Annotated in this window: 21 protein-coding genes; 9 read left to right on the top strand and 12 right to left on the bottom strand. The window is 59.5% G+C overall.

Annotation, left to right across the window (positions count from 1 at the left end):
* The first annotated feature begins 91 nt into the window (after positions 1-91).
* Both NF676_RS15935 and NF676_RS15930 read left to right on the top strand, forming a co-directional pair.
* The gene (locus NF676_RS15935) at positions 92-1,003 is read left to right on the top strand and encodes a LysR family transcriptional regulator (protein WP_150635036.1); all 912 of its coding nucleotides are present in this window, start codon (positions 92-94) and stop codon (positions 1,001-1,003) included.
* Positions 1,004-1,037: 34 nt separating this feature from the next.
* Positions 1,038-1,517 carry a GNAT family N-acetyltransferase gene (locus tag NF676_RS15930; protein WP_056789243.1) on the top strand — a complete coding sequence of 160 codons (480 nt, stop codon included), beginning with the start codon at positions 1,038-1,040 and terminating at the stop codon, positions 1,515-1,517.
* A 102-nt stretch (positions 1,518-1,619) separates the two neighbouring features.
* Here the strand turns inward: NF676_RS15930 and NF676_RS15925 are convergent, their stop codons facing one another.
* From NF676_RS15925 to NF676_RS15915, 3 genes are all read right to left on the bottom strand, one after another.
* A complete protein-coding gene (locus NF676_RS15925) occupies positions 1,620-2,723 on the bottom strand; it encodes a DNA alkylation repair protein (RefSeq protein ID WP_252886369.1) in 1,104 nt (367 codons plus the stop codon).
* 2 nt (positions 2,724-2,725) lie between these two features.
* Positions 2,726-3,331, bottom strand: a complete 606-nt coding sequence (locus tag NF676_RS15920) for a glutathione S-transferase (RefSeq protein WP_252867782.1) — start codon at positions 3,329-3,331, stop codon at positions 2,726-2,728.
* 61 nt (positions 3,332-3,392) lie between these two features.
* Positions 3,393-4,301, bottom strand: coding sequence for a MurR/RpiR family transcriptional regulator (locus tag NF676_RS15915; RefSeq protein ID WP_236168658.1), 909 nt, complete (start codon positions 4,299-4,301; stop codon positions 3,393-3,395).
* A gap of 403 nt (positions 4,302-4,704) precedes the next feature.
* On the opposite strand from NF676_RS15915, the gene NF676_RS15910 reads away from it, so the two are divergent.
* From NF676_RS15910 to NF676_RS15900, 3 genes are all read left to right on the top strand, one after another.
* Positions 4,705-5,109 carry a TraR/DksA family transcriptional regulator gene (locus tag NF676_RS15910; RefSeq protein ID WP_016775095.1) on the top strand — a complete coding sequence of 135 codons (405 nt, stop codon included), beginning with the start codon at positions 4,705-4,707 and terminating at the stop codon, positions 5,107-5,109.
* A gap of 227 nt (positions 5,110-5,336) precedes the next feature.
* Complete coding sequence (locus tag NF676_RS15905) at positions 5,337-6,941, top strand: methyl-accepting chemotaxis protein (RefSeq protein ID WP_252886368.1); 1,605 nt, start codon at positions 5,337-5,339, stop codon at positions 6,939-6,941.
* A gap of 108 nt (positions 6,942-7,049) precedes the next feature.
* Positions 7,050-7,253 (top strand): hypothetical protein, encoded by a 204-nt coding sequence (locus tag NF676_RS15900; RefSeq protein WP_016775093.1) that lies wholly within the window; start codon positions 7,050-7,052, stop codon positions 7,251-7,253.
* A gap of 6 nt (positions 7,254-7,259) precedes the next feature.
* On the opposite strand, the gene NF676_RS15895 is transcribed toward NF676_RS15900, so the two are convergent.
* Complete coding sequence (locus NF676_RS15895) at positions 7,260-7,499, bottom strand: DUF2789 family protein (protein ID WP_041480818.1); 240 nt, start codon at positions 7,497-7,499, stop codon at positions 7,260-7,262.
* 49 nt (positions 7,500-7,548) lie between these two features.
* A complete protein-coding gene (locus tag NF676_RS15890) occupies positions 7,549-7,761 on the bottom strand; it encodes a hypothetical protein (RefSeq protein ID WP_224787248.1) in 213 nt (70 codons plus the stop codon).
* A 459-nt stretch (positions 7,762-8,220) separates the two neighbouring features.
* Between NF676_RS15890 and NF676_RS15885 the strand changes: the two genes are divergently transcribed.
* The 4 genes from NF676_RS15885 to NF676_RS15870 all read left to right on the top strand — a co-directional run bounded on the left by NF676_RS15885 (position 8,221) and on the right by NF676_RS15870 (position 10,560).
* Positions 8,221-8,691 (top strand): hypothetical protein, encoded by a 471-nt coding sequence (locus tag NF676_RS15885; RefSeq protein ID WP_039763128.1) that lies wholly within the window; start codon positions 8,221-8,223, stop codon positions 8,689-8,691.
* Positions 8,688-8,885 (top strand): hypothetical protein, encoded by a 198-nt coding sequence (locus NF676_RS15880; RefSeq protein WP_076562405.1) that lies wholly within the window; start codon positions 8,688-8,690, stop codon positions 8,883-8,885. Before NF676_RS15885 ends, NF676_RS15880 begins: the two co-directional genes overlap by 4 nt.
* A gap of 125 nt (positions 8,886-9,010) precedes the next feature.
* Positions 9,011-10,027, top strand: coding sequence for an ABC transporter substrate-binding protein (locus NF676_RS15875; protein ID WP_252886367.1), 1,017 nt, complete (start codon positions 9,011-9,013; stop codon positions 10,025-10,027).
* Between the two features lie 92 nt (positions 10,028-10,119).
* On the top strand, positions 10,120-10,560 hold the full coding sequence (locus NF676_RS15870) for a DUF3995 domain-containing protein (protein WP_150635046.1): 441 nt from the start codon (positions 10,120-10,122) through the stop codon (positions 10,558-10,560).
* Between the two features lie 116 nt (positions 10,561-10,676).
* On the opposite strand, the gene NF676_RS15865 is transcribed toward NF676_RS15870, so the two are convergent.
* The 7 genes from NF676_RS15865 to NF676_RS15835 all read right to left on the bottom strand — a co-directional run bounded on the left by NF676_RS15865 (position 10,677) and on the right by NF676_RS15835 (position 17,840).
* The gene (locus NF676_RS15865) at positions 10,677-11,039 is read right to left on the bottom strand and encodes a Na+/H+ antiporter subunit G (protein ID WP_041480808.1); all 363 of its coding nucleotides are present in this window, start codon (positions 11,037-11,039) and stop codon (positions 10,677-10,679) included.
* Positions 11,036-11,314 (bottom strand): K+/H+ antiporter subunit F, encoded by a 279-nt coding sequence (locus NF676_RS15860; protein WP_041480807.1) that lies wholly within the window; start codon positions 11,312-11,314, stop codon positions 11,036-11,038. The genes NF676_RS15865 and NF676_RS15860 overlap by 4 nt, the downstream gene beginning before the upstream one ends.
* Positions 11,311-11,799, bottom strand: coding sequence for a Na+/H+ antiporter subunit E (locus NF676_RS15855; RefSeq protein ID WP_041480806.1), 489 nt, complete (start codon positions 11,797-11,799; stop codon positions 11,311-11,313). Before NF676_RS15855 ends, NF676_RS15860 begins: the two co-directional genes overlap by 4 nt.
* Positions 11,796-13,475: a monovalent cation/H+ antiporter subunit D gene (locus tag NF676_RS15850; protein WP_095180236.1), complete on the bottom strand. Its 1,680-nt coding sequence runs from the start codon at positions 13,473-13,475 to the stop codon at positions 11,796-11,798. The genes NF676_RS15855 and NF676_RS15850 overlap by 4 nt, the downstream gene beginning before the upstream one ends.
* Positions 13,472-13,816 (bottom strand): Na+/H+ antiporter subunit C, encoded by a 345-nt coding sequence (locus tag NF676_RS15845; protein ID WP_016775082.1) that lies wholly within the window; start codon positions 13,814-13,816, stop codon positions 13,472-13,474. Before NF676_RS15845 ends, NF676_RS15850 begins: the two co-directional genes overlap by 4 nt.
* Complete coding sequence (locus NF676_RS15840; protein WP_150635048.1) at positions 13,816-16,734, bottom strand: monovalent cation/H+ antiporter subunit A; 2,919 nt, start codon at positions 16,732-16,734, stop codon at positions 13,816-13,818. The genes NF676_RS15845 and NF676_RS15840 overlap by 1 nt, the downstream gene beginning before the upstream one ends.
* 170 nt (positions 16,735-16,904) lie before the next feature.
* Positions 16,905-17,840 (bottom strand): DMT family transporter, encoded by a 936-nt coding sequence (locus NF676_RS15835; RefSeq protein ID WP_252886366.1) that lies wholly within the window; start codon positions 17,838-17,840, stop codon positions 16,905-16,907.
* Positions 17,841-17,902 lie beyond the last annotated feature (62 nt).

Here is a 17,902-nt window from a genome sequence, read left to right as displayed (position 1 = left end):
TGTTAGCTTTCGTTAAAAGAATGTTAGTTTTTGCGCAGCCGCTGTGCGTTTTCAAACAGCGTGCAACGACGATAGCCGACAAGGACCCGCCATGTTCGACTGGAACGATCTGCGCTTTTTTCTCGAGCTGCAACGCAGCGGCCGCCTGCTCACTGCCGCGCGCCGGCTCAACACCACCCACGCGACAGTGGCGCGGCATATTGAATCGATCGAGAAAAGCCTCGGCACTGCGCTGTTCGTCCAGCACGCCCAGGGCTATGAGATGACCCCGGCGGGGGAGGCGCTGCTCAAGCACGCCGAAGCGATGGAAAACGTCGCGCTGCTGGCGCAGGAAGAAATCACCCAGTCCACCGCGCCGCTGGGCAAGATCCGCGTCGGCGTCACCGAAGGCCTAGGCATCAAGTTTCTCGCCAGTCGCATGATTGGCTTGTTCGAGCGTTATCCGGGATTGGAGGTGGAACTGGTTGCAGTGCCGCGCTTTGTCAGCATCCTCAACCGTGAAGCGGAGATCAGCATCCACCTCGAACGGCCATCCGCCGACATGCTGGTCACGCGCAAGCTCACTGACTATCGACTCGCGCTTTACGCCAGCCAGACCTACCTCGACAAAGCGCCACCGCTGCATAGCCGCGAAGACCTGGGCCGACATGCGTGGATCGGTTACGTCGACGATCTGCTGTTCAGTCAGGAACTGATGTTCCTCAACAGCTTCTGCCGCAGCCCGCGCGTGGTCTTTCACAGCACCAGCGTCATCGCCCAGCAAGAAGCGGCGCGCTCGGGGTTGGGCATCGCCGTGCTGCCGTGTTACATGGCCGCGTCCGACCCGGATCTGGTGGCGCTGCTGCCGGATGAAAGCATCGAACGCAGCTACTGGATCAGCACGCGGCGGGAGTTGCACAAATCGGTGCGGCTGCGGGTGGTCTGGGATTATGTGGTGGGGTTGTGTGAGGCAGAGCAGGAGTTGTTGCTGGGAAGATCTCAGGTTGGCTCCTCTTTTGCTTGAAAGCGCCAAGGACTTTTAGCAATGGAGAGCAGCAATGAGGGAATGGCTTACCGTTCGCGACATCAATCCGGACACCATGAAGGCCATCAGTGACGGCGTCTTACAGCATGGCCGAGCCTTGTCCGAGGCTCGCGGCGGACAAGCTGAGGCCATCGCCTGTTCGCTGATGGAGAACGGGGCACTAATCGGCGGCGCTTCCGGTAGAACCGAATTCAGGCGTCTGTTTGTCAATTACCTGTGGATCAACGCGCAATGGCGTGGAACCAGGCTGGGTACTCAGGTGTTGCACAAGCTTGAGGCATTAGCGGTTGAAAGAGCATGCGTAGATGCGTTGATCGAAACACTGGATGACGACGTCGCCCGTTGGTACACCCGCTGCGGATACCGATTGATCGCGCACGTGCCTGAGTACTGCGGCCCGTGGAGTCGCCATACGCTGTTGAAAGTGCTTGTGACAACGGGTGCTCCCTCAGGGCTTAATTCGGCGTCCCATACGGAAGTTGGTAACTACTGAAGGCGGGAGTTTGTCCATTGTGCTGCCGCGCTCATTATCGATGCACGGCTGCCAGTGCACTGATTCGCGACCGGTCTTCAAGACCAATCAATGACTCATTTCTCAAATCAAAACCTCAAACCCTGCACTACCCAACACCTCCCCATTAACCATCACCTGCACCCCATGCCGACCAGCGAAATGCTTGCGCGTCGTGAAATCCTTGATTACTTGATTCCGTCGCACTACCTCAGTCCCGAACCCCGCTAATCCCAGAGTCTTCAACTTGAATACCTTCCTCGAAACCCCGCCATTCGCCTTCACATACTCAATCGCATAGTCGATCACCAGCCGCTGTTCATGCGCCACCGTCGACTTCACCGTAAACGACAACGTAATCGCGTCCCCCAACCTCACCACCGCCGGCTCAACCCGCACATCCAACAACTCAACCTCAGCCTTCGCCCCTGCGCCAATCACCGTCAGCGCGCGCACGTTGCCCTGTTTGATCAAGCTGCGCAGCGCATGTTTGGCAATCCAGGCCGTATGCTTGTTGTTCAGCGACCAACCTTCAATCGTGTCCAACGCCCACTCCGGATGCACTTTCGTCACATCATTCAAATGATTCGCCACGGACTTGCGCACGTACAAGCTCTCATCCGCCTTCAACCGATTCAGTATCCCGGCGGCCAGCAGCGGATCCGCTTGTACCGCTTCCAACCGAAAGGACCACGGCAGGCGAGGGCGGCTGCCTTCGCTGGCGAGGCGGCGGACGTGGTGGTTTTCGTCGCGGGTCCACTCGTGCATCCGTTCCAGCGAGCGTTCAAGGTCGGCGCGCAGAAAATGGCGGATGGCGAACTCGGAGGAGCCGAAGGTGGTGAAGTACTTCAGGGCGTCCATGGAGGTATCGAAGGCGTGCCCGCCATAGCTCGCGACGTAATGCGGCAGGCACATGCTGACGAAGCCGCTGTTCAGCCGTGGCGCGAGTTCGAACAGCACTTGGAGGGAATCCTCGTAGTCCAGCGGCAGCACGGCATGCAGGCTTTCGGCGACGCGGGCCATGCGTTGCATCACTGATAATTCAGCGAGTCCGTCCTGGGCGTGTTTGAGAAACGCCTTGGCCTTGAATGCCGGGTACACCGCGCTCATTTCGTCAGCGATGTGCTGCAAGCGCTCGGCGTTGAAGATTTCCTTTAACGCCGGGGCGGCGGTGTCGGTCGTGCTCATGGTCAGGTCATCGGTGTGCTGATGAACGCATCGGTGCCTTCTGCGTAGGCGGTGTATTCGGCGATGCGCGCATAGCGCGCGGAGTCGACCTGATCGGGCACGACGAGGTTGGTGAAGCTCCAGGCAACCGCCAGGCTTATGCCGGTCTGGGAGAGGGAGCCGTCGACCGGCAAGTCAATTTGCTCAAGTTCTTTTTCCAGGGCGGTAAACGCGGCGGCGAGTTGGCCTTCAACGCGTTCAACCCAAGGTTGATACTGAATGTCGGCCGGGCGCAAGTTGCGTTCGTAATACAGCTGCACGGCTTTTTCGCAAGCGGCGAGGCTGAGGCCGATCAGACGCAGGGCGTGGGCGCGTTGTGTGAGATCGCTGGGCAGCAGGCTCTTGCCGGAACTGGCTTCGAGGTAGTCGAGGATGAGGGTCGAGTCCATCAGGACCACGCCGTCGTCGAGGATCAGCGTGGGCGCCTTGACCACCGGGTTGATCTGCTGGAATTGCTCGAAGTGGCGGAACACCGAGACCGACTCGTGTTCGAGGTCAATCCCCAGGCATTTGGCGGAGATTGCTACGCGGCGTACGTAAGGGGAGTCGAGCATGCCGATCAGTTTCATGACGCGTTCCTTCAAGTCGAACCGGTGGGAACGCATAACCTAGCCGAGCCTGAGACAATTGTCAGTCGTCGAATCCGGGTTGTTCGTGAATCTCATCGACATTCAGTTCCAGCCGATAGGCCACCGCCACAAACAGCGCCTGACATAAACACAGTGTCGCGCTTAGCGAACGAAAGGCCAGCGCACTGCCTTCATTGACCAGCAACACGCTATTGGCAAGTTTCGCCAGTGGCGACAGAGGGCTGTCGGTGATGATCAGGGTATTGGCGTCTTGCTGTTGTGCGAATCGCAGGCAGTGCTGGGTTTCCTTGGCGTAGGGCACAAAACTGATGGCGATGACCAGGTCGTTGGCGCGCACGCTGCGCATTTGCTCGCGATAGCTGCCGCCGATGCCGGAGACGAGATGAATGCGCTTCTGGGTGTGCTGCAGGTTGTAAACCAGATAATCGGCGACGGCGAACGAACGGCGGACCCCGACCACATAGATGTCGTCGGCATTGACGATGAGATCGACAGCTTTGTCGAACGCAGCCCCATCCAGTTCGCGGCCCAAACGTTCGATGCCCGATAGCGTTGCGTCGATGCACTCGCGGACAAGCTCGCCGCTGTTGGCGGTCTGCGATTTGTTGGCGATCAGGCTGCGGATGCGTTTTTGATAGTTCTGCGCCGGCGTGGCCTTGTGCGTCCAGGCCTGGCGGAACAGCGCCTGCATTTCGCTGAAGCCGCTGAACCCGAAGCGCTGCGAAAAACGCACGATGGCGGACGGATGCACCTCGCATTCACGAGCGATGTCGCTGATGCGGTCGACCATGATTCGCTCGCTCTGCTGGCTAATGTAACTGGCGATGCGTTTAAGCTGACGCGGAAGGGCGTCATATTCGTCGCTAATCGTTTGCAGCAGACGCTCGGCAGTGATCGGGGGGCTGGCGAGCGAAAGTTCGTCGGCGGCCGGCAGATCGGGGCGGGGCATAGGACATCCTTCGGGCGGGTTGATCACGCGGTAAGCCTGATCATAGAAGGGCTGCGCGGGCTCTGCCGGGCTGAAACGATGCACCTTGCGAGAATAATTTCCGCTGTCGATGGCGGCATGGTTAGCCGTTTGTCTTCTATATACAGCCGCTGGAGTGAATTTCTTGCTATAAACGCACTCCTATGGCCGTGTGAAGCCTGTGTCAGAGCAGTTTCCTGGTCCTGTCGGACAAATTCCCTGTATTTACAGTTGCTGAGGCCTTGATCGGGCCTTAGACTGCCGCCCCTCGTAAATTGAGTGCCGGGTGGCGTTTGCAATAAAACGATGCCTTTTCGACGGCCGACACGGTTCGCCGAAACGCTCCCTTATTCGCCTTAATGCACGTTTTTTTATAGAGATATCAATGACAAAGGACAAGTTGCTGGCTATGCCGGCAGATGACTACATGAATGCAGAGCAACACGCTTTCTTCACTGAGCTGTTGCAGAACATGAAAGTCGAAACCCACGAGCGCATTGAGCAAAACCGTATCGCCATCGAAAGCCTGGACACCCCGGCTGACCCGGCGGACGCGGCTTCGGTTGAAGAAGAGCGCACCTGGCTGGTCAACGCGATCGATCGCGACCAGCGCATGCTGCCGCAGTTGGAACAAGCTCTTGAGCGCATCAAGGACGACAGCTTTGGCTGGTGCGACGACAGCGGCGAGGCCATTGGCCTGAAGCGTCTGCTGATCAGCCCGACCACCAAGTACTGCATCGAAGCTCAAGAGCGTCACGAGCAGATCGACAAGCACCAGCGTCAGGCCTGATTCTGTGGGGTGACCCTTTCAACAGGGGCGCCTTGAAAAGATCGCAGCCTTCGGCAGCTCTACACGGAGTTGCGCGAGGCTGCGATCTTTGTTTTTGCTCGTCTGCGATATTTCCCCGTCGTTCCCTTGACCTGCCACAGACCTCACGACTAACGGACCATGGATAATGGCGTTGTAGTGGCGTTTAATGCAGTCACAACAATGAGAACAAACGTGGGGTGATCAAGATGACGAGAGATGGATCTCTGGTTGCGGCGCTGCCTGCACCAGTGCTTTTGCCGAAAAACCGCTGGATCGCGCCGACCCTGCAAAGCATCGCTCTGATGCTGTTGCTGGCCGGCATGGCTCTGGCCGAATGGTCGCTTTACCTCGGCATGCCGCTGGCGGTGCTGATTGTCTGGCTGCCGCGCCTACGTTCGCGCAACGTTCCAGCTGCTGTCCCGGTCGATAGTGCGAGCGCATTGTCCGCACTGACTCGCGATCTCTCCTACACCACCAGTCACAACGCACTGTCTGCCGCCGGCGTGGCGTTTTCGGTCAAAGCGCTAGCCAGCAAACTTGAATCGCAACTCGACGCGGCGGCGCAGATCGTCAGCAACGCCGAAGTGATGATCGCCACCGAGCAGGCGACTTCACAGCTCAGTCGCGACGCGCTGGACGCCGCCAGCGAAGCGCATCACAGCAGCGCGGCGGGGCGCAGCGAACTGCTCGACTCGATTTCGCGCATGCAGCAACTCAGTCAGCGCGCCAACGCCAGTCGCGAGCTGATCGAGGCCCTGAGTGTGCGCAGCGACGACATTCAGCGGGTGACGCTGGTGATTCAGTCGATCGCCAGCCAGACCAATCTGCTAGCGTTGAACGCTGCGATTGAAGCAGCCCGTGCCGGTGAGCATGGTCGCGGTTTCGCTGTGGTCGCCGACGAGGTGCGCGGACTGGCAGCGCGTACGGCGGCGGCCACGGGTGAGGTCGGTGAGATGGTCGCTGACATTCAGCAGCGCACCGCGCAAGTGGTGGCGCAGATTCGCGAGTTGTCGAGTGATCTGCATACCGGCGTCGAACAGGTCGAGCACACCGGTCAGCATCTGGAGAACATCGCGCGACTTGCCGCCGGAGTGGAAACCCAGGTCAGCGAAATCGCCCGTGGCGCGCAAACCAATCGCGAGCAGCTTGATGCGCTGTTCAGCGCGATTGAGCAAATGCGTAGCGATCTGGCGATCAGCGATCAGCAGACCCGCCGCCTCGCCGAGGCAGCGGTGCATATGGAAGGGCAGGCGGAAACCATCAGCGAACGCTTGGCCGAAGTCGGTCTGGACGACTATCACCAGCGCATTTATGACCTGGCGCGCGAAGGTGCGAGCCTGATCGCAGCGCGCTTCGAAGAGGATGTCGAGCAGGGGCGGATCAGTCTGGATGACCTGTTCGATCGCAGCTACCAGCTGATTCCGGGCACCGAACCAGCCAAATTTCAAACCAGGTTTGATCAGTACACAGATCAGGTCTTGCCCGCGATTCAAGAGCCTCTGTTAACGCGTCATGAAGGTTTGGTTTTCGCGATCGCCTGCACGCAGCAGGGTTATGTGCCGACGCATAACCAGGCATTCAGCCAGCCGTTGACCGGTGATGTGCAGGTCGACACGGTAAATAACCGCACCAAACGCAAATTCGCTGACCGCACCGGTATCCGTTGCGGCAGCCATCAACAACCAGTTTTGCTGCAGACTTACACGCGCGATACGGGTGAGCTGATGCATGATCTTTCGGTGCCGATCATGATCAAGGGCCGGCATTGGGGCGGATTGCGGCTGGGCTACAAACCGGAGAATCCACGCTGAGATTGTTACCGTTGACGCAATGAATCTGTGCACGGCGGTTGCTGTTTCCTCTCGAAGGAAAGCTTTAACCTGCGACTTAGTTAGGTAGCTAATTATTTCGGAGGGCACATGCAGTGCAGGGTAGACGTGGCAGTGATGATCGGCAGCGGTGTTCCGGCCGGCTTACGCGCGATGGGGCGCAGTGTGTGCTGGGTGGTTTTGCTCAACGGTGAGCGACGCGGCACAGCCTTCGCCAGTCGCGATGAAGCGGAGGAGTGCAAGGCTGCCTGGCTCGAACAATTGAACATCGAGCCCGGCGACAGCCTGCACTGATCGCCCTTATTTGCCGCGATGCAGGCGGACGTTCAGCTCATCGACAATTACCGCTTCCTCACCGTCAGCACGCAGCCACTCTTTGAGTAATTGCGCCTGTTGAGCCGACCAGAAATCGGCCTCGATGAGTTTGGTATCAGAGTCCAGCGGATGGGCTTCGACAAAGTCATTGATCGACGCTTCATCGGAAGGAAGGCCCAGCTGTTCGAAAAGGGTGGTCAGGTTAAGCTCGGTTGGCAGTTCCATCATCTACTCCTGGGTTGGTGCCGGTACGGCTTGTTCGTTCACTCCCTTATCAGAGGCAGGCGCTGGCGCGGAGTTCGATTTTTGATTCAAGCGAGCGGGCAAGGGCGCAGGCTTCGTTGTGATTGCCGCGGAAACCTCTGACACGTCCCGTGGATATCTCCTTGATGTGAAAGAACGCAATACCTGCCGGCACCACTTGAAAGTGCGGGGTTCGATGATTGTTAGAAGATGTCGGAAGGTTGTCGAGTTCGGCAACCTTCATCGTCAGAGATGGGGTGATTCGCGCGTCAGCCGACGTGGCAAAATGAGTCAAAGTGCACATATGAAGTCCTTTTCATCAGTCGGCCGGGATTTAACGGCCGTTGCGGGTAGTCGTAATGAGCATCGCTGCTCTAGAATCGCCAGTACCTATTGACGACCGGGCTTATCTAAAGCAATTTTTCGCCAGCGATATGTCGGAAAAGTGCTTTTTTTCGTGAGAAATTTCCCTGAAGTTCGTAGTCAGAATTGCTCTAGTCGCACTTGAGGCGTTTTCCTTCAAGCTTTGGCGATTTCAGAGCAGGTTTCACTAATGACAATCCAGTAGTCTACGAACCTCGCGATTCAAGAGTGCTTTGCTCGCTTCGGGTGTTTGAATGTTTTTGCAGTTTTCATCGGCCTGGCCGTTTCTTTGCCGTGGGCGTTTTTCGCTGCGCGGTTTTTCAAATGTGGGGATGTTTCTTTGGCAGTCAGTAACCTCGATATGCATGCTTTGTTCGTGCTGGGTGATTTGCGTGCAAAGCTGGTCAAGCAATTCCAATCACGTTTTGTTTACATCACCGAGCAAAACGCCGAAGGCATTTACATCGCCGAAATCGACACCGAAAGTGCATTGGTAGTCGATGACAAACCGGGACTCAAACTCAAGGTTGGCGACCATTTCATCGCGTCAGTTTTGCCCAGCCGTGAAGGCGGCAAGATGGACATTCGTTTTCGCGACATCAAACTGACGGTCTACGGCCTGGGCGATTACGCCTTTGTCAGCACGGCCGACGGTCACGCGATCCTGTTCAAGGAAGGCCATAGCGTCGTCACCGTGTTCGCCGCCAATGAGCAGCTGCAGGAAGGTTTGACCAAAACCCTCAAAGCCGTCACTGCCAAAGCCGCCAAATGGCGCAAGGGCGAGCTGGTGACCTTCAAGGCCAGCGAGTGAAGCGCGCGGATTTCCATGCGCAAAATCTCGACAGCGCACGCGAAGAAGCTCAGCGCTTGTTCGCCCGCAAGGCCGAACTGCAAGGTGCCTGGCTGAGTTGGGTAGCGTCGCAGCTCTATGCATTGCAACCGGCGGCATACGCCAGCATGGTCAGACGTGAGCTGCAAAGCCTGCAGGAAAAGTCTGAAACGTAACCTCGCACGCAGCGGACCCCGGAAAAAGCAGGAACCTCGGCTAAAGTCAGTTGACTGAGTCATTCAGAGGCTTGCGTTTCTGTCAGGCCAACTGCCATTGCTGTGAACAGCACGAGGTGCGATGCATGAACGGATTTCGACGGTTACTGGCCGCCAGCGTGGCCACCTTTGGTTTGCTGACGTCAGCGCAATCGCTGCAGGCGGCACAGGCGCCGATCCACTTTGCCGACCTGAACTGGGAAAGCGGCAGCCTGATTACCGAGGTGCTGCGGGTTATCGTCGAGAAAGGCTATGGCCTGCCGACCGACACTTTGCCCGGGACCACCATCACGCTTGAGACCGCGCTGGCCAACAATGACATCCAGGTGATTGGCGAGGAGTGGGCCGGACGCAGTCCGGTCTGGGTCAAGGCCGAAGCCGAGGGCAAAGTGGTCGGCCTGGGCGATACGGTAAAAGGCGCCACTGAAGGCTGGTGGGTGCCGGAGTACGTGATCAAGGGCGATCCGGCCAAAGGCATCAAGCCGCTGGCGCCGGATCTGCGCAGTGTCACTGATCTGAAGAAATACAAGGACGTGTTCAAAGACCCGGAAAGCCCGGGCAAAGGGCGTTTCCTCAACAGCCCGATCGGCTGGACTTCGGAAGTGGTCAACAAGCAGAAGCTCACGGCGTATGGCTTGCAGGACGACTACACCAACTTCCGCAGCGGCTCCGGCGCTGCGCTGGATGCCGAGATCAGCTCTTCGATTCGTCGCGGCAAACCGGTGTTGTTCTATTACTGGTCGCCGACGCCGCTGCTTGGCAAATTCAAACTGGTGCAGCTGGAAGAGCCGCCGTTCGATGCCGAGGCGTGGAAGACGCTGACAGATGCCGATAATCCCAATCCGAAACCAACCCGCTCGCTGGCATCGAAGCTGTCGATTGGCGTGTCTACGCCGTTTCAAAAGCAGAACCCGCAAATTGCCGAATTCTTCAGCAAGGTCGATTTTCCCATCGAGCCACTGAACAAGGCATTGGCGGAGATGAGTGACAAGCACACCGCACCTCGTGAGGCGGCGGTCGCGTTCATGAAAGCGCATCCGGACGTGTGGCAGGCCTGGTTACCCAAGGATGTGGCTGACAAGGTGATGGCTGATCTGAAATAACGCGGTCAACGCAGCGCACCGCCGACCGGTCGTGCAGGGGCAAAAAATCCGACTAGGATGGTTTGTTCAAATCCCTTTGAAGGATTTCAACCATGACCTTTGTGTTGGCTCAATGGCTGGTGACTGTGTTCGCGGCAATCGGCCTGATGCACGTGTATTGGGCGTTGGGTGGGCAATGGGCGGCTGCGGTGGTGGTGCCGCAGGTGCCGGTGTCGGGCTTCGTGGCCTCGGTACGCCCGGCCTTCAAGCCCTCAGGCTGGCTGACGCTGGCAGTCGCCGCTGCGTTGCTGATAATTGCCGCGCTGGTTTGCATGCGGGTCGGTTGGGGCGTGCCGGCGGTGCAGCACAAGGCACTGCAATGGGTGATCAGCGCGATTGCGTTGTTGATGTTCGCCCGAGCGATCGGTGATTCGAACCTGGTCGGATTTTTCAAGGAAGTGAAGGATTCGCGATTCGCGCGCCTCGATACCTGGGTGTATTCGCCGTTGTGTGCGCTGCTGGGGGCGGGGTTGTTGGCGGTGGCTTGGGTTTGAGCTGATCCGGAATTTGCGACGCCCCGACTGGCCGCTTCGCGAGCAGGCTCGCTCCCACACATGGGAGAGCGGATTTCTGGTGTAGCGATGGCGCCATCACAGGCGCCACATGATCATCAGTTACCACTTTCAGTCTGACGACTGCTCACCTCAGCCGGCACATCATCCCCGGCCATCCGCTTGCGGAACAACGCCGCCCGCGCCAGCAGCAGGGTGGTCACTGGCACGGTGATGGCCAACAGAACCGGAATCAGCCAGGCATGCACCACTGGCCCGGACTTCAGCGCTGAAAAGCAGATGATCGACGCCAGTGCCACACACCAGGCACCGATTGTCGACGCCAGCGCTGGCGGATGCATACGCTGGAAGTAATCCTTCATGCGCAGCAATCCGGTTGCGCCCAGCAGGGTAAACACGCCGCTGAGCACCAGCAGGACCGCCACCGGAATCTCGACCCACAAAGACAATTCGGCATTCATTCGATCACCTCGCCACGCAGCAGGAATTTCGCCAGGGCAAACGAGCCGACGAAGCCGAACAGCGCGATCAGCAGCGCCGCTTCAAAGTAGGTATCACTGGCGTAGCGAATGCCCAGGGTCAGCATCATCAGCATGGCGACGATATACAGGTAATCCAGCGCCAGTACCCGATCCTGCGCTGACGGGCCTTTGAACAAGCGCACCAGCGTCAGCGTCATCGCCACGCAGTACAGAAACAACGTCAGCAGAATCGCATTCGAAAGCAATGGGCTCATTCGAAAATCTCCATCAACGGTCGCTCGTAGGTGCTTTTGAAGTGCTCGATGAACTGCGCCTCGTCGTGCAGGTCCCAGACGTGCAGCAACAGAACGCTGCGGTCCAGCGCCAGCTCCGACCATACGGTGCCGGGCACCACGGTGCAGATCATCGCCAGTGCCGCCAGACCATGAGCATCGCGCAGATCGAGCGGCACCTTGATAAAGCATGAGTTGGGCGGGCGCCGTCCGGCGTTGAGTACGCCCCAGGCGACGATCAGGTTGGACATGATCACGTCACGACCGACCAGGAGAAACAGGCGCAGCACGGCCATCGGATTGCGAATGCGCGCACGTTTCGGCCGCAATTTGCGCATCATCAGCGGCGCGGCGAAACCCAGCGCGGCGCCGAGCAGCAGGTTGCCCGGGCTGACGGACAGGTTCAGGGTCAGCCACAAGACCCACAGCGCCAGTGATAACCACGGAGCCGGAAACAGTCGATTCATGGCTGCACCTCGAGCATGTCGGCTCTGGCTTGCGGGCTCGGCACCGCACGTGTACCGAGAACTGCGAGCACATATTGCTGCGGATTGTTCAGCGCATCGGCCGTAGCCTGGGTGTAGCGCAACAGCGGTTCAGCCTTGAACGTCAGAACAATGCTCAGCCCGAGCAGCAGAAAAATCGGCGCGCATTCGAGTTTGCGCAGCAGTGGTGACGGGCGCTCCTCCGGCGTCCAGAAGCGCTGGATACCCAGGCGAGAGAAGGCCATGAGGGAGGCCAGACCGGTCAGGATCAACAGGGCCAGCAATCCCCATGCACCGGGAGGCAGCGGCGCCGCAGTGCCAAGTCCCGACGGGTTGAGCAATGCCCCGATCAGGCTGAGCTTGCCGATAAATCCGGAGAGCGGTGGCATGCCGATGATCAACAGCGCGCAGGCGATAAAGCTCAAACCGAGAAAGGCCATGGTCCACGGGATGACCTGACCGACCACGGCTTTCTGTTCGTCGTCGAGGTTGATGCCCTTGGGCGGTTGCAGCGATTCTTGCGGGCGCGGAAGCAGTTCGCTTTCGTCCTCCAGCGGAATTTCGTTGGCCGAGCGCGAGCGCTCGATCAGTTCGGCCAAGAGGAACAGCGCGCTCAGCGCCAGGGTCGAGCTGACCAGATAGAACAGCGCAGCGCCGATCAGGTTCGGCTGGGCGAAGCCGATCGCCGAGAGCAGGATGCCTGCCGACACCAGAATGCTCAGGCTGGCCATACGCTCCAGGCGTTGCGCGGCGATAATCGCCAGCCCTGCGCAAGCCATGGTCGCCATGCCGCCGTAGATGAGCCAGTCGCCGCCGAAGAATGCCGAGGCGCCGGCCTGACCGGAAAACAACAGGGTCCACAAGCGCAGCAGGGTGTAGACGCCGACCTTGGTCATGATCGCGAACATTGCCGCCACCGGCGCGCTGGCGGATGAATAAGCCGGCACCAGCCAGAAATTCAGCGGCCACATCCCAGCCTTGGCCAGAAACGCTACCGCTAGAATCCCCGCGCCAGCGTGCAGCAGACCACGATCGGCTTCCGGCACCAGCGGGATTTTCATCGCCAGATCGGCCATGTTCAGCGTGCCGGTCACCCCGTAGATCAATGCAGCGCCGATCAAAAACAGTGACGATGCCAACAGGTTGATCGAAATGTAATGCAACCCCGACGACACCCGCGCCCGGCCCGAGCCGTGCAGCAACAAACCATAGGATGCCGCGAGCAACACTTCGAAGAATACGAACAGGTTGAACAGATCCGCCGTCAGGAACGCGCCATACAGGCCCATCAGCTGGATCTGGAACAGAGCGTGAAAGCTTGAGCCGGCGCCGTCCCAGCGGGCCATGGCAAACAGCAACGCGCTGACGCCGATAACGCCGGTCAGCACCAGCATCAGTGCCGACAGACGATCAACCACCAGGACGATGCCGAACGGTGCCTGCCAGTTGCCCGGCAGGTACACACCGATGGAGCCGGGCACCCCGGTGGTCTGCGTCCATTGCAGCAGCATCACTGAAATAAACAGGCCGAGGAGGCTGGAGAACAGGTTGATTTTCGCCTTCAGCGGCCGGTGTTTCTCGCCGAGCATCAGCATGATTGCGGCGGTCAGCAGCGGCAGCAGGATCGGTGCAGCGATCAGGTGAGTCATCGCCATCATTCTTTAGGCTCCCGGCCGTCGACATGGTCGGTGCCGGTCAAGCCGCGCGAGGCGAGCAATACGACGAGGAACAGTGCGGTCATGGCGAAGCTGATGACGATCGCCGTCAGCACCAGCGCCTGGGGCAGCGGGTCGGTGTAATGCAGCAAGTCCTGGGTCACGCCGTCCTTGATCACCGGCTCCTTGCCGATGAACAGGCTGCCCATGCTGAAAATGAACAGGTTGACCGCATACGACAACAGACACAGGCCCATGACCACCTGAAAGGTACGCGGGCGCAGGATCAGCCAGACCCCGGACGCGGCGAGAATGCCGATGGCGATTGCGATGACTTCTTCCATCAGACGGCTCCTTTGCTGGCGACTGACTTGGGCAGCGAGGCCGTCTTGTGGCCGCGCACCGATTGGTGGGCGAGGGCGGTGAGAATCAGCAGCGTCGACCCGACCACCACGGCGTACACGCCGATGTCGAAGAACAGCGCACTGGCGATATGGATGTCGCCCAGCACCGGCACGCTGATGTGCCAGGTGTGAGTGGTGAGGAACGGATAGCCGACCAGCATCGCACCGAGACCGGTGGCGGTGGCGAACAGCAGACCGGTGCCCATCCAGCGCAATGGGCGCAGGCTCATTTGCGCCTCGACCCACTGCGTGCCGGCAACCATGTATTGCAGGATAAAAGCCACCGACATCACCAGCCCGGCGACAAAACCGCCGCCCGGCTGATTGTGCCCGCGCATGAACAGGTAAAACGACACCACCAGCGCGACAGGCAGCAGCAGGCGCACTAGCACCGCCGGCACCATCATGAAGCCGAGCGCGGTGTCGCTGGCCGAACGCGGGTTGACCAGATCGGTGACCACGTCGGGCGCGAGCAGGCGTTGCTGCGCCGGCAACTGCAGGCTTTCCTTCGGCGGGCGGAAGCGGCGCAGCAGGGCGAACACGGTGAGCGCCACGGCGACCAGCACGGTGATTTCACCGAGGGTGTCGAAGCCACGGAAGTCCACCAGCATCACGTTGACGACGTTGCTGCCGCCGCCCTCGGGCAGGGCGCGACTGAGGTAGAAAGAGGAAATATGGTTCGGCGTCTGCCGGGTGAGCATGGCGTAGGACAACAGCGCCATCCCCGCACCGACCGCAATCGACAGCAGCAAGTCGCGCAGACGACGGATACGCGCCTTGCGCAGGCTGCCTGGCAGTGGTGAGACTTCTTCGATGCGTCTCGGCAACCAGCGCAGACCAAGCAGGATCAACACCGTGGTCACCACTTCGACCGCCAGTTGCGTCAGCGCCAGATCAGGCGCGGAGAACCAGACGAAGGTCACGCAGGTCATCAGGCCACAGACGCTGACCATGGTCAGTGCAGCGAGACGGTGATATTTGGCCTGCCATGCGGCGCCGAGCGCACAGGCGATCGCCAACAGCCACAGGGTCACGAAGACGATGGAACCAGGTATTTTCGGCCGGTCGCCCCAGGTCAGCGTGCTGTGCAGCATCGGGATCAGACCGGCGAGCACGGCGGCCGAAACCATCAGGAACAGCTGCATCTGCAAGCGCTTGGTGCCGAGGCGCCGCTCGACGCGCCGGGCGATGCGCATCATCACGACCAGACTGCGCTCGAACAAACGCTTGCCGTTGAAGCGGCCGACCAGCGGCGGATACTTGAAATGGCCGAGCTTGAACTGCTTGCGCAGCAGCAGATAGAGGATGATGCCGCCGGACATGGCGATCAGGCTCATGATCATCGGTGCGTTCAAACCGTGCCAAATGGCCAGGCTGTATTCCGGCAACTCACCACCGACCACCGGCAGTGCCGCAGCGGCGAGTAATGGCCCGACGATCTGCGCCGGGAAAATCCCCACCAGCAGACAGGTGAAGACCAGCAACTCGACCGGGGCGCGCATCCAGCGCGGCGGCTCGTGCGGCGTGTGTGGCAGGTCAGTGGCGGTGGGGCCGAAGAACACGTCGACGGTGAAACGCAGGGAATAGGCAACGCTGAACATGCCGGCGATGGTCGCGACGATTGGCAGACTGGTCTCGACCCACGCGGTGGCGTTGATGAACACGGTTTCGGCGAAGAACATTTCTTTCGACAGGAAACCGTTGAGCAGCGGCACGCCGGCCATTGAGGCACTGGCGACCATGGCCAGCGTCGCCGTATAGGGAATCAGTTTGATCAGACCGCTGAGCTTGCGGATATCACGGGTGCCGCTTTCGTGGTCGATGATGCCGGCGGCCATGAACAGCGAGGCTTTGAACGTCGCGTGGTTGAGAATGTGAAAAACTGCTGCCACTGCGGCCAGTGAACTATTGAGGCCCAGGAGCAAGGTGATCAGACCGAGATGGCTGATGGTCGAGTAGGCCAGCAAACCTTTGAGATCGTTCTGGAACATCGCGCAGTACGCGCCAAGCAATAGCGTACAGGCGCCCGCTCCGCTGACGATGTAGAACCATTCCTCACTGCCGGACAGCGACGGCCACAGACGTGCCAAAAGGAAAACCCCGGCCTTGACCATGGTCGCCGAGTGCAGATAGGCCGAGACGGGCGTCGGTGCCGCCATCGCGTGGGGCAGCCAGAAGTGAAACGGGAATTGCGCGCTTTTGCTCAGCGCGCCGATCAGGATGAGTGGCAAGAGAACAGGGTAGAGGGCATGTGCACGAATCAGATCGCCGGCGGCCAGGACCTTGTCCAGGTCATAGCTGCCGACGACATGGCCGAGAATCATGACCCCCGCCAGCAGACATAACCCGCCGGCACCGGTGACCATCAGCGCCATATAAGCCCCGCGCCGCGCATCGGCGCGGTGGTGCCAGTAGCCGATCAGCAGGAACGAGAAGAGGCTGGTCAGCTCCCAGAAGAACACGATCTGAATCAGGTTGCCGGAGATCACCAGCCCGAGCATGGCGCCCATGAACGCCAGAAAAAATGCGAAAAAGCGCGGCACCGGATCGTCCGGCGACATGTAATAACGGGCATATAAGGAGACAAGTGTGCCGATGCCGAGCACCAGCATCGAGAACAGCCAGGCGAAGCCGTCCATGCGCAAAATGAAGTTCAGCCCGAGGCTGGGCAGCCACATGAATTCTTCGCGGATCACGCCACCGTGGGCGATTTGCGGGTACAGCATCGCGACCTGAACGGTGCCGATCAAAGCGACCAGACCCGCCAGCAGCGATTCGGCATTGCGCGCATTGTGCGGCAGCACCGCTGCCAGACAGCTGCCGATGAACGGCAGAAGCAGTAGAACTATCAGGGACATAGGCTTCTAATCTGCGGAAGTTTGTGAAGCATCATACGTGCCAGCTCCCTGATCACCAAACGCGAGGATGTCTCAGAATCCTACAAAGTAGTCTGGAATTTTGTGTTTGGCGTTGTTTCAGAGGCAACAATGGTGCGGCGCTTTCGCGAGCAGCCAGAAAAGATTGCGGGTCACGCCTGCGTTTCCCGCTCCAGCTCAGCTTCTGCCTCGGTGGTCCTTCCCTTGGTCTTCAACTCACTGACAATCACCGCCGCCACAATCAGCCCGGCGCCCACCAGTGCAATCGCCGGCAAGCGCTCTCCGGCAATCCGTCCGACAATCCCGGCCCACACCGGTTCACCGGCATAGATCAACGTCGCCCGAGTCGGCGAAACACTCTTCTGCGCCCAGTTCATCGCCACCTGAATCGCCGCACTTGCTGCGCCCAGACCCAAAGCGGTCACCAGCAACAACCAGGAAAAGTCCGGAATCACTTCACCGGTCGGGACCACCAGCAAGAACGACAACACCGCCGTCACCGCCAGTTGCACCACCGTCACCCGCCGCACATCAACCTGTCCGGCGAATGTGCTGATCAAGATGATCTCGGCCGCAATCGCAACGGCGCTGATCAAGGTCGCAATTTCTCCCGGACTGAAATTCAACGCCGCCCCCGAAGGACCCGACAACAGCATCAACCCGGTAAACGCCAACATGATACCGATGCTCGGCATCAATCCTGGGCGACGGCCAAGTACCAGCCATTGCAGCAGCGGCACAAACGGCACATACAGCGCGGTAATGAACGCCGACTGGCTGCTCGGAATACTTTGCAGCCCGACCGTCTGAAGGCCGTAACCGAGCATGATCGCCACGCCGATGAACGACCCGGCCTTCACTTCGAACAAGGTCAGTTCGCGCAGATGACGCCAGGAGAACATCGCCACGATCGCCGCCGCGGCCGCAAAGCGCAGGCCGACAAAAAACATCGGGCCGCTGACCGTCATGGCATGTTGCACAATCAGAAACGTGCCGCCCCAGATCATGGTGATCAGCACCAGCACGCACTCGGCTTTGCTGAAGCGGGAAAAGCGGATTCGGGACGCAGAATTGTTTGGCGACATCATGACCTTGCGCACATTAAAAGGGAGGCCGCACAATGCCGCCAACGTTGCGCAGTATACTGCCC

This window comes from Pseudomonas siliginis (assembly GCF_024072275.1).
GTDB classification, from domain to species: domain Bacteria; phylum Pseudomonadota; class Gammaproteobacteria; order Pseudomonadales; family Pseudomonadaceae; genus Aquipseudomonas; species Aquipseudomonas siliginis.
Note: the sequence above shows the minus strand (reverse complement) of the source record. Positions and strands in the feature narration are given on the sequence as shown.